Source organism: Paraglaciecola algarum, from assembly GCF_021532655.1.
Lineage (GTDB): Bacteria > Pseudomonadota > Gammaproteobacteria > Enterobacterales > Alteromonadaceae > Paraglaciecola > Paraglaciecola algarum.
Window position 1 is genome coordinate 158,801 of sequence record NZ_JAKGAS010000001.1, and the last position, 11,865, is coordinate 170,665.

11 protein-coding genes are annotated in these 11,865 nt (G+C 39.0%); 5 read left to right on the top strand and 6 right to left on the bottom strand.

Annotation, left to right across the window (positions count from 1 at the left end; genetic code table 11):
* Positions 1–31: 31 nt before the first annotated feature.
* The gene (locus L0668_RS00715) at positions 32–313 is read right to left on the bottom strand and encodes a hypothetical protein (RefSeq protein WP_235310142.1); all 282 of its coding nucleotides are present in this window, start codon (positions 311–313) and stop codon (positions 32–34) included.
* Between the two features lie 606 nt (positions 314–919).
* Here L0668_RS00715 and L0668_RS00720 point away from each other — a divergent pair.
* The 5 genes from L0668_RS00720 (at position 920) to L0668_RS00740 (ending at position 6,414) form a co-directional block, all read left to right on the top strand.
* A complete protein-coding gene (locus tag L0668_RS00720) occupies positions 920–2,263 on the top strand; it encodes a CmpA/NrtA family ABC transporter substrate-binding protein (RefSeq protein WP_370659881.1) in 1,344 nt (447 codons plus the stop codon).
* A gap of 74 nt (positions 2,264–2,337) precedes the next feature.
* Positions 2,338–3,327 carry an ABC transporter permease gene (locus tag L0668_RS00725; protein ID WP_235310144.1) on the top strand — a complete coding sequence of 330 codons (990 nt, stop codon included), beginning with the start codon at positions 2,338–2,340 and terminating at the stop codon, positions 3,325–3,327.
* A 163-nt stretch (positions 3,328–3,490) separates the two neighbouring features.
* Positions 3,491–4,345, top strand: a complete 855-nt coding sequence (locus L0668_RS00730) for an ABC transporter ATP-binding protein (RefSeq protein WP_235310675.1) — start codon at positions 3,491–3,493, stop codon at positions 4,343–4,345.
* A gap of 77 nt (positions 4,346–4,422) precedes the next feature.
* Entirely contained in the window at positions 4,423–5,631 is a 1,209-nt protein-coding gene (locus L0668_RS00735; RefSeq protein WP_235310145.1) for an alginate export family protein, read from the top strand.
* Positions 5,632–6,060: 429 nt separating this feature from the next.
* On the top strand, positions 6,061–6,414 hold the full coding sequence (locus tag L0668_RS00740) for a VOC family protein (protein WP_235310146.1): 354 nt from the start codon (positions 6,061–6,063) through the stop codon (positions 6,412–6,414).
* A 90-nt stretch (positions 6,415–6,504) separates the two neighbouring features.
* Here L0668_RS00740 and L0668_RS00745 read toward each other — a convergent pair whose 3' ends face one another.
* The 5 genes from L0668_RS00745 to dsbB form a co-directional block, all read right to left on the bottom strand.
* On the bottom strand, positions 6,505–8,082 hold the full coding sequence (locus tag L0668_RS00745; protein WP_235310147.1) for a cryptochrome/photolyase family protein: 1,578 nt from the start codon (positions 8,080–8,082) through the stop codon (positions 6,505–6,507).
* Positions 8,075–8,254, bottom strand: a complete 180-nt coding sequence (locus L0668_RS00750) for a DUF2256 domain-containing protein (protein WP_235310148.1) — start codon at positions 8,252–8,254, stop codon at positions 8,075–8,077. The genes L0668_RS00745 and L0668_RS00750 overlap by 8 nt, the downstream gene beginning before the upstream one ends.
* 32 nt (positions 8,255–8,286) lie before the next feature.
* The gene (locus tag L0668_RS00755) at positions 8,287–9,762 is read right to left on the bottom strand and encodes a cryptochrome/deoxyribodipyrimidine photo-lyase family protein (RefSeq protein WP_235310149.1); all 1,476 of its coding nucleotides are present in this window, start codon (positions 9,760–9,762) and stop codon (positions 8,287–8,289) included.
* Positions 9,752–11,125 (bottom strand): DASH family cryptochrome, encoded by a 1,374-nt coding sequence (locus tag L0668_RS00760; protein WP_235310150.1) that lies wholly within the window; start codon positions 11,123–11,125, stop codon positions 9,752–9,754. Before L0668_RS00760 ends, L0668_RS00755 begins: the two co-directional genes overlap by 11 nt.
* A gap of 225 nt (positions 11,126–11,350) precedes the next feature.
* On the bottom strand, positions 11,351–11,860 hold the full coding sequence (dsbB, locus tag L0668_RS00765; RefSeq protein WP_235310151.1) for a disulfide bond formation protein DsbB: 510 nt from the start codon (positions 11,858–11,860) through the stop codon (positions 11,351–11,353).
* Between the last annotated feature and the right edge of the window lie 5 nt (positions 11,861–11,865).

Here is an 11,865-nt window from a genome sequence, read left to right on the forward strand (position 1 = left end):
CTTAAGAATCAGGTTATCTATTGAGCTCAGGTTATTTAGTGCCCCATATTTTTGATACAGCTTGATTCGAACCAAGACTACCTACTACTAACGCAACTAAGCCCACACTAAAGAATACGATAATGGGAATAGCAGCTCCAAACCCAACTCCTGCATAAATAGCTGCGGTGGCTGACACGCATGATAAAAATATGAATATCCCACCAAGTATTACTAATGCTGTTCTATGAGACTTTTTATAATTAGGTGAGGGGTTAGCATTTTCGAAAATGTTTAAAATAGGACTGAATATATTGATTAATATTTTTTTCATTGATCTTAGATCTCTATTTGTCACGATTGATAGCATTTATTTGCGTGTCGCGCTGACTTTTTAACTGACTAATTTGATAATTATCTCAAGACTGAGCAAATAACAGTATACCGAATCCGTGTCTTGTTTTTCTGTAAATGTATAAAAACTAACTAAATAATTACCGCTATTTGTTACCTCATTTCGATTGTTAAATTATTGTTGGAAGATAATAAGCTATAACAAAAGTAGCACTGCATTTGTGCACCTTTGCACAGCTTTGGTTTTTTAAGTTTGATAGTGCTTTTTATTTTTTTATTTAAGTTGTTGAAAAATATGAATATTAAAAGTTGGCATCCTTGATGCACTACCTAGTTCGAGTGTGATGTGTCTATTTTATTGAAGTAGGTGCTCTCAAAAATTTTAAGACGCCTTTTGCGTCTTCAGTGCTTAAACATATTCTGTAATGTTCCGCTGATGGGACTTTACAGTTAGGCAATGTAGCCCACAAAGAATCCAGATAGGAATCTTTGTGGGTTTTTTTTTACTTAAATTTCGGAGTTGGGAATGGCTAACAATAAATTAATGAACACATTAAAACACGCTGTTAAAACGCTCCGTGTTGGAATGGTGTCGGCAGTAATTACCAGTGCTTTTATAAGTGCCAACGTATCTGCAGAAGAAATAGGTTACGCAGAAAAAGAAGAACTCAAATTTGGCTTTATCAAACTGACTGATATGGCGCCTTTGGCCGTAGCTTATGAAAAAGGCTTTTTCGAAGAAGAAGGGTTATATGTCACGTTAGAAGCACAAGCAAATTGGAAAGTATTATTAGATCGTGTCATTGATGGCCAGTTAGATGGTGCACACATGTTAGCGGGGCAACCATTAGGCGCCACAATTGGTTACGGTACCAAGGCTGACATTATTACTGCCTTTAGTATGGATTTGAATGGTAATGCGATTACTGTTTCCAATGACATTTGGGCACAAATGAAAAAACACGTTCCTCATGAAGGTGGTAAGCCAGTTCATCCAATTAAAGCCGATGCTCTTAAACCTGTAGTTGACGATTATAAGAGTAAAGGCAAACCGTTTAAGATGGGCATGGTTTTTCCTGTGTCTACTCACAACTATGAATTACGTTATTGGTTAGCTGCAGGTGGTATTCACCCTGGATATTACGCACCGCACAAAGGTGATACTAGTGGCCAAATCAGTGCTGAAGCCTTGTTATCAGTTACCCCTCCTCCACAAATGCCAGCCACTATGGAAGCCGGCACTATCTACGGTTACTGTGTAGGTGAACCATGGAACCAACAAGCTGTATTTAAAGGCATTGGTGTGCCAGTGGTTACCGATTACGAAATTTGGAAAGACAACCCTGAAAAAGTATTTGGTGTGAGCAAAACCTGGGCTGAGAAAAACCCTAATACTCACATTCGTGTGGTTAAAGCTATGATCCGCGCTGCTATGTGGTTGGACGAAAATAACAATGCTAACCGTCCAGAAGCAGTGAAAATCCTAGCCAAAAGCCAATATGTGGGGGCCGATTATGAAGTAATTGCCAACAGTATGACGGGTACCTTTGAATACGAAAAAGGTGACAAACGTGATGTACCTGATTTCAACGTATTCTTCCGTTATAACGCGACTTACCCGTTTTACAGTGACGCTATTTGGTATTTAACCCAAATGCGTCGTTGGGGACAAATTTCAGAGCCTAAGTCTGACTCTTGGTACAAAGACATAGCTAAGCAAGTTTATCGTCCAGATATCTATGCTCAAGCAGCTAAATCTTTGATTGCTGAAGGTAAAGCTAAAGCAAGTGAATTCCCAGAGTTTGCTTCAGAGACTGGCTTTAAATCACCACAAAAACACTTTATTGACAATATTGTATATGACGGTAGCCAACCGAATGCTTACCTAGATAAGTTTGCGATTGGTCTTAAAAACGACAGTAAACTTTAACAAAAGATAGGTGAAAGCCTTAAGTGGGGCTCATATCAATAACTATGAGTCGCCACTTAAATTGGAGTACAAACATGATTAAACAAAATGCTATACCTACTATTATTCATCAAGTTAAAGGCTTTCAGTGGCCTAACATTGGCCAATTATTAGGTGCTGCAGCTTTGCCAATAGTTGGGATAGTAGTGTTTTTGGGGTTATGGTCTTTAATGGCTAAGAATATTGATACCTCTTTAGGTCAATTCCCAGGACCAGCAGCCGTTTGGGAGCAGACCACCACGTTAGTTGATGAACATAACGCACAAATGGATAAAGCGGATAAGTTTTATGAACGTCAAGAAATCCGTAATGCCGCCCGTGTGGCGAAAGATCCAAGTTATCAACCGAAAATAAGAGCCTTTACTGGCGCCCCCACGTTTTTCCAACAAATTTGGACCAGTTTATATACGGTTATGGTCGGCTTTATTGTTGCATCATTGATTGCTATTCCTTTGGGGATTGTTTGTGGTTTAAGTAAAAATGCTTACACAGCTATCAACCCACTTATTCAATTATTTAAACCCGTGTCACCCTTAGCTTGGTTGCCTTTGGTGACTATGGTGGTCAGTGCCGTTTATGTCAGTTCTGATCCTATGTTTTCTAAATCATTTATTACCTCAGCGGTAACTGTGGCTTTATGTTGTTTATGGCCAACCTTGATTAACACAGCTGTAGGCGTGTCTAGCATTGATAAAGACTTACTAAACGTGAGTAAGGTGTTACGTCTTAACGCTTTGTCACATGTTACAACCATAGTTTTACCTTCTTCTATCCCCGCTATTTTTACCGGTCTGAGATTGTCCCTTGGCATAGGTTGGATGGTGTTAATTGCGGCAGAAATGCTGGCGCAAAACCCAGGGTTAGGCAAGTTTGTGTGGGATGAATTCCAAAACGGTAGCTCAGAATCTTTGGCTCGTATTATGGTCGCTGTATTAACCATAGGGTTAATTGGATTCATTTTAGACAGAGTGATGTTGGTAATTCAAAGAAAAGTCAGTTGGGATAAAAACGCAGTTTTACGTTAGAAAAAACGTTAATGAAAGCTTTTAAAGAGAATTTTTAGAGATAGCTTTTAAATAGAGCCTTTAAAGAAACCCGTTAAAAGTAACGAGTTTATAACAGCCCAATAAACCATAGCTGAAAAATAGCAGGTAACCTTATACAGGTAACATTATGAAAGATAATCAAATGAAAAATACACCACATTTAGAGCTAACCCAAGTAGGTATCGATTTTCCGACACCTAAAGGCCCCTTTACTGCTCTACAGAATGTGAATTTAAAAATTAAAAAAGGCGAGTTTATTTCACTTATAGGGCACTCCGGGTGCGGTAAATCGACTGTGCTTAATATTGTGGCTGGTTTATATCAAGCGACAACGGGTGGTGTCATTTTAGATAGTAAAGAAGTGAATGAACCGGGTCCAGAAAGAGCGGTTGTGTTTCAAAACCATTCTTTATTACCTTGGTTAAGCGCCTATAAAAACGTTGAACTAGCGGTTAAACAAACGCAAAAAGGTCGCTCTAAAAAAGAAATAAAAGAATGGGTAGAACATAACCTTGAACTAGTTCATATGAGCCATGCTGCCGACAAGTTACCGGCTGAAATTTCAGGTGGTATGAAACAACGAGTGGGTATTGCACGAGCGTTAGCTATGGAGCCTAAAGTTTTGTTAATGGATGAGCCTTTTGGTGCTTTGGATGCGTTAACTCGTGCTCATTTGCAAGATTCGGTGATGGAAATCCATGCAGAGTTAGGTAATACAGTGATCATGATTACACATGACGTAGATGAAGCTGTGTTGTTGTCAGATAGGATTGTGATGATGACCAATGGTCCTGAGGCTACTATCGGTGAAATATTACCTATTGAATTAGAACGTCCACGAAATCGAATTGCCTTGGCAGACGATCCTAAATACAACCACTATCGTTCAGAAGTGTTGAAATTCTTATACGAAAAACAACGCAAAGTAGAGTCGGTTTCAGAGCACAAAGCTAAAAAAGTACAAGATAAAAATACCAAAGAAACTGATGTCGCTTAGTTAAAAAAACCGTAATAAGCAAAAATTTTAATTTAAATACATTGGGCAATTGTCCATAAAACTTAAGAGAAAAACACATGAAAACACTTAAAAAAACAAAATTAACTATCGCTTTATCAGCAGCCATAATTGGTACTTCTGCCGCTTCAATGGCGCAAGCTGAGTCAGTTACCCAAGCGTTAACCTCAGGCAAAGCAAGTGTAGACATGAGATTACGTTATGAATCTGTTGATCAAGATGCAAGTGATGCTAGTGCTTTAACCTTGAGAACTTTGTTAGCTTACGAAACAGGTTCAGTAAATGGATTTTCTGCCAAAATAGAAATGGAAGATAACCGCATTGTCATGGGGCAAGGCGATTATACTGTAGGTCCAACTGGTTATAACCTTGGTGAACATTCGGTGATTGCAGATCCTGAACATACAGAATTAGATCAAGGGTATATTCAATATAAAAGTGATGGATTCACTGCAAAATTAGGTCGTCAGGTCATTACTATGGATGGGCACCGTTTTATTGGTCATGTTGGTTGGAGAAATGATAGGCAAACATTTGATGGTTTAAGTGCACAATTCTCGGTAAGTGAAGACTTAACCCTTAAATACGCGTATATCGACCAACGCAATCGTATTTTTGCAGAAGCGGCAGATATTGATGCCAAAGATCACCTGTTTAACGCATCATATAAAACTGCCATCGGCATGCTAACTGGGTATGGTTATTTACTTGAAATGGATAACGGAACAGAAAATGCGCTTGATACATTTGGTGTGAGCTTAAAGGGGGCAACAAAAGCTGGTGATACTAAAGTGACATACGCCGTAGAATATGCCTCTCAAAGTAATGAAACAGCCACAACCGATTTCAGTACTGATTATTTAAATTTAGAAGTGGGCGCTGTATTTTCTGGTGTAACCGCAAAAATTGGTTATGAAGTATTAGGCTCTGATGACGGTATGAAAGGTTTTGCTACTCCTCTTGCCACTTTACATAAATTTAATGGTTGGGCTGATTTGTTCCTAGGTACACCAAACGAAGGTTTAGTGGATACATCTTTCACCATAGCGGGTAAAGCGCTAGGTGGTGGCTGGACAGTGGTTTATCATAATTTTGAAGCCGATAGTTCGTCTGCGACTGTTGATGATTTAGGCAGTGAATTAGATATATCTTACGGTAAAAAATACGGTAAACATTATTCAGCAGGCATCAAATATGCTGCATATTCAGCGGGCGATATTAAAGTTGATACAGACAAAGTATGGGTTTGGGTTGGCGCTAAATTTTAATCTAGAAATTTGATATAAAACGACTAATTCAGACAAGGCCTATTTTTAAAAGTAGGCCTTTTTTTTGCGTTTTTTTTGAGTTATTAATACCATTCCATCTTAATATGTTATCACTCAGAGTGCATTCAGCGGACTTTGATTGAGGCGTCGCTATGCAGTAATGGTTGTTCCCTTTCAAATAGCGAGAACCAGCTCTTTTTAAAAAGATGGGCGCAAAAACCGCTGGGGCACTCCTTTCAGGCGAGTTTTAAAAGAGCACTAGCTGTCTGTTAATAAAGAGCTGTCAATCATGCGCCTTGTTTAAGCTATTTTAAACTCTCGCTGAGTGACTACATATTAAGGTGGAATAGTATAATTGTTGCTCTAGAGAATTTATTCCTATAATTTTAGATAAAAGTAAAAGAACAAAATAATCATTGGAGAAGGTGTATGAGCCAACATCATAAAATTAATTATATTGAAATCCCAGTCAAAGCCATGGCCTCAAGTAAAGCCTTTTTCAGAAAGGTGTTTGGTTGGGAATTTGTTGATTATGGTGATGACTACGCTGCCATCACAGGGGCTGGGATTGATGGCGGTTTATTTGTTTCGGAAAATTATGTAGCGGTTGAAAATGGCAGTGTTTTGCTCGTTTTATATAGCGATGATCTAGTGCAAAGTCAAAAAGATATAGAAGCAGCCGGCGGTAAAATAAAAGTGCCTACATTTGAATTTCCAGGTGGCAAGCGTTTTCACTTTTGTGATAGAAATGGCAATGAATACGCTATCTGGAGTGATAAATAGTTTTTGTTTTTTAAAAGCATTCACTGCGTTCATTTATGAGCTACGTTGATAGCCATCCATTACATCTGAGTATATATGAACTACGGCATGTTAAAGGGTATCTAAATCCGCTAGATAATATTTTGCTTTGTCTAAAATTTGCTGTTGTTGTTCACTCGATTGTTTTTGCCAGTTTCTATAGACCATGGCTTGTCGTGGGTTTGTACTAAAGGCTTGATGATGTTTGTGCATAAAGTGCCAATATAAGCTATTAATTGGGCAAGCGTTATCAGAGACTTTCTCTTTGACTTTATAGTGACAGCTTTGGCAATAATCACTCATTTTGTTTATATAGTTACCACTTGCAGCGTAAGCTTTTGAAGCAATTAAACCGCCATCAGCAAATTGGCTCATACCGCGGGTATTGGGAAGCTCGACCCATTCTATAGCATCAACATAAATACCTAAATACCAGTTGTCTACTTGCTCTGGGTCAATACCTGTTATTAGGCAAAAATTGCCTGTGATCATTAAGCGTTGAATATGGTGTGCATAACCGTATTGCAAGGATTGATTGATAGCGTGGTGTAAACAATTCATTTTTGTATTGCCATCCCAAAACCAAGACGGCAGTTTATTAGTAGCCTCCAGCCCGTTTTTGTCTTTGTACTGCGGCATATTTAGCCAATACATACCGCGAATGAATTCACGCCAGCCCAAAATTTGCCGCACAAAACCTTCAACTTGAGTAATACTAACGCTGTCATGGATTTGGTAATGTTTAATCACAGTATCAACCACTTGTTTTGGCGATAACATTTTACTGTTTAAAGAAAATGATAACCTTGAATGATAGAGGCTCCATTGTTTTTGGGTGACCGCGTCATCAGCCTTGCAGGTCATTGCATCTTGAAATGTGCCAAACAAAGGTAATAAATGATGACAAAAATAATCGAGCAATTGCAGACTTTGTTTACGGTTTATAGGCCATAATAACTGTGACTCAGCATGCCCTATAGTTTTGACTTTGTGTCGATTAAGGCGCTTATTGATTTCGCTTACATCATGGCTAAACAACAAAGGTGCAGGTACATGAACAATGTCTTGTTTTTTTAACTTATTGCGGTTTTGTTGATCAAAATTCCATTTACCCCCATCAGGCTTATTATTTTCATCTACTAGTATGTTAAACCGCTTTCGCATAGTCCGATAAAAAAACTCCATCCTATGACTGGTATTAGCTTTAAAGTGTTCGGCCAATTCATTATGTGGCAAATAAAAATGAAAAGAGTCAATGCAATCAGAGGTAATATTTTGGTGCCGCAATTGCTCACAAAATTTAGCCAATTGCTCGGAAAGTCTATATTCATCTGGTTGTTGGTATTCAAAATGTTGCATACCATCTTTTAATAACTCACTTAATAGTGCTGGCAGGTCTGAGTATTTGTGGGTGTCATCTAGTGTTAAATACATTACGCGATGACCGGCATTTTTTAAGGCTATAGCAAACGCATTCATGGCGGCAAAGAACGCTTGCACTTTTTGAATATGATGGCCTACATAGTTAGTTTCTTGGTGAAGTTCAGCGATAACATAAGTGTCGTTTTCGCATACATCGTTAAACCAAGGGTGACTAGCGTTTAGTTGGTCACCTAAAATTAAGCGCAAGGTTTTTGGGCTATTACTCACAGGGTTTTGGCTCCTTAGTTATCTTGTTTTTGGCACAACGTTTTGAGCAATAGATGACATTTTGCCAATCGCGTTGCCATTTCTTTCGCCAACTGAAGGCTCGTTGGCATACCGGGCAGAGTTTTTCTGCTAGGGCTGATTTCCCTTTATGTTTGCTCTGTCTTTTTTGCATTGTAATTAGGTTAAGATAGTTACTAAGCCCAGTTAATTGGGCCTAACGTGACGAGCTAGAATTCGAGACGCTTCTTTTTTTACATCTGATTTTTTTCGCCACTGCCATAATAATTCTCTTGCTTGCTTTCCTGTTTGTTTGATATCACAGATGGGCGCTGGGTAGTCTTTTCCAATTTGTATTTCATACATCATCTGTTCCATTTCAGTCATTAACCAAGGCTCATGAATAATAGGAGTCGGAACAGGAGTAAGCTCCGGGATCCATCTTCGTATAAATCTACCGTCGGCGTCTTTTTCTTGAGATTGTTTGATGGGGTTGTATACCCTAATAGTGTTAATTCCTGTGACTCCAGCCTGCATTTGAAATTGACTGTAATGAATGCCCGGTTCAAAATCGAGAAACAAAGTGGCGAGGTGTTTTACCCCTAATTGCCAATCTAACTGCAGGTGATGGCTAAGAAAGCTCACTAGCATAGCTCTCATTCTAAAATTTATATAACCTGTTTTGATTAAACAGCGCATGCAAGCATCTACCATAGGATAACCTGTATGGCCGCTTTTCCAGGCGGCAAGTTTGATTTGTCCATACTCAGATTTATCTCTGGGTAAATATTGGTAACCTTTGTTAATGGGTTCATGTTCCATTGTATGTTCACTTTCAAATTTTTGTATGAAATGGCAGTGCCAATGCAGACGAGAACTAAATGCTGATAAGGATCGGCGCCATCCTTGCTTGCTCCAATGTGCCAGTAAAATTTGATATACTTGACGTATGCTAATATTTCCCCATGCTAAATACGGCGATAATCTAGAACAGTATTCTCGACTCAGAGACGGACTAGATAAACTGTAAGCATATTGTTTTCCGCGTTGTGTAAAAAAGCTATGGGTTACCTCCATTGCTTGCGATTCACCACCATGTTGAAATTGTTCGTCATTGACCGCCCATTCTTTATCAATGCACCTCCATTTTAGATTAATAACACATTGGCTATCTTGTTGCTGGATCAGCGAAACCTGCTCGAAGCTGGTTTCAGCGATGGGTGAGCGCATTACTTTTGCCCAATGTTTATCCCAATTTTTTCGGTTAGGCAGTGCACGTTGTACCGCACCCATTTGGCTTTGATGCCAATGTATTGCGTTATCCTTGCACCATAGTGCCATTCGTTGGTCTCTGCGATAGGTGTTTTCAAGGCCTATTTCTTGGTGGCTATATAGGTTTTCTATATGAAAGTGTTTGTGTATGTCTGCCATTATCTGTAATGCGTCACCGCGGGTTACCCATAGTGCGTTTTGGGGTATACGATTGGCCACATCTAGCAATGATTGATGGACAAACCGCCAGTGTCTTTGCGCGTAATGCGGATCATTAAGCAAAATATCTTCAAACACATAGAGTATTAAGAGTGACTTTTTTTGTTCAACACTATTGGCTATTGCTTGTTGCAAAGGGGGATGATCCGCTAATCGAATATCTCGTTTTAACCAGACTAGATTAATTGACATGGTTGTCTGCTACCGGCCAATCAACTAAGTCAACAGAGTCTAGTGGATAACATTGCCGATCACCTTGCCATTTTCTGGTAAATTCACCGTCGGCATCATAATATTGACTTTGTTTGTCAATGTTGAACCAGCGCCCACCTCTAGGATCGGCACCCACCCCTGCTATATATTGCCAATTTCCCCAATTACTAGCCACATCATAATCAATAAGTTGTTGTTCAAAATAGCTAGCACCATAACGCCAGTCGAGTTGTAACTCATTGACCAAACAACTGGCAACAATTTGTCGACCTCGATTCGACATAAAGCCTGTCTCGTTGAGTTGATTCATTAACGCATTAACGAGTGGGTATGGGGTATTGCCAGTGCACCATTTTTTAAAGCGTTCTGAATAAAAGCTGGTATTAGGTGGGGTGTTAGCTGAGCCTTTAAATGTGAATAACTCATTGCCGTTATGTCGTGCTAACCACTGAAAATATTCACGCCACAATAATTCAAATTTAAGCCATTTAGTTGAGTCATTGGCTTGATTGGTATGTTCGTACTCAGTAATTGCTCGCCAGACTTGTTTAGGGCTTAGGCAACCTAAGGCTAACCAAGGGCTAAACATGGTTGTGCGGTGCAATCCGTGTAAGTCATTACGTGTTTGTTTGTAATGTTCTGCAGCACCAGACAAAAAATAGTTTTGCATATGTATAAGCCCCTGATGACAACCTCCCACAATTAGCGCAGATGAAGTAGACTGAGTCTGTAATTTAGTATTTAAATCAGTTTCATAAAAATCATCAGGCAAACAGAAAGGTGAAAGACTTTTAATAGTATTTGGATCTTTGGCATCATTGGCGGGCCAATCAACAAAAGAAGGCAGCTGTTTAAATTCTACAGCATGTTTTTCTAGTGTTTTTCTGAATTTTGAGAAACTGCCAGCAAGCGCATTTGTATTATCAATCACATTTTTTTCATACAGTGTATGCAGCCATTGTGTTTTAACTCTTAGCTTAGGTAAGGCTTTTTTTACTGCCTTTAGGCGTTGGATCTCTCGATACCCAACTTGGTTTGCACAACCTAAGGTATCAATTGATAGCTCATCAACCAAGATTGGAATGAGCTTTTCAGGCACACCGTATAACACTAATAGCGTGATGTTTTTTGAGCGTAAAGTATCGGTAAGTTCTTGCAAGGATTGTTTTAAAAAACTCCAACGATGTTTACCCACTGTTGTATTAAACGGGGCCGATGAGTTCTTTGCCTGAGGTTCAATAATGTAGCAGCAATATAGTGATGTGTAGGTTTGAGACAATTCAGTGAGTAGCGAGTTATCTTCAACACGTAAATCATTTCTAAACCAGTACAAAGCTGCCATGTGGATCATCCGTTTTTTACTAGAAAGCGAATATCGACTTTCTTTTTTAACGGTATACGTAAAGTAGGCGAATTTTGATTAGTGCTGAATAAATTTTATTATCATATTGGACATAAATCAGCTCCTAGATGAGCTGATTATGAAGAGGATCGAGAACATAGAATAGAATTGGCGACTAGGCATATTTATACTGTAGTTTCGAACAACTTTTTCAAAATATTATTATTACAGCCTTTTCTTTAGCCATAACCTAGTCAATAACACTAGTCCAAAAATACCACTATAGATGGCAAATACCACTATCATCCATTGTGGCATGCTCATGTCCATAAATTGCCAATCTATGTCTCCACAGTCACCAGATGCTTCAAAAATGGCTGGTAGCCATTCATGCAATGGTGCCCAGCTTGGGAAATTGGGGACAAATTCACAACTGGCAAAAAATGGGTTAACTGCGGTTTGAATATCCACATGTTCGATGGCGATAATTAATCCCCAAATAGTTGAGACACCCCACGTGATATAGGCAATGAATCGGGTAACCATGATATTATAGATAAGTGGAGGAATAGCAGAAAACATGATGCCAATCACAGCTGTTCTTTGGTAAATACACATGATACAAGGAGCAAGCTGCATACCGTATTGAAAATACAGTGCAGCTAATTCAAGACTTAGGCACGACCCAAAAAGTAGTGCCCATGCAGCTTTTTTTTCTACTAATTTTGCTAACATCCGGC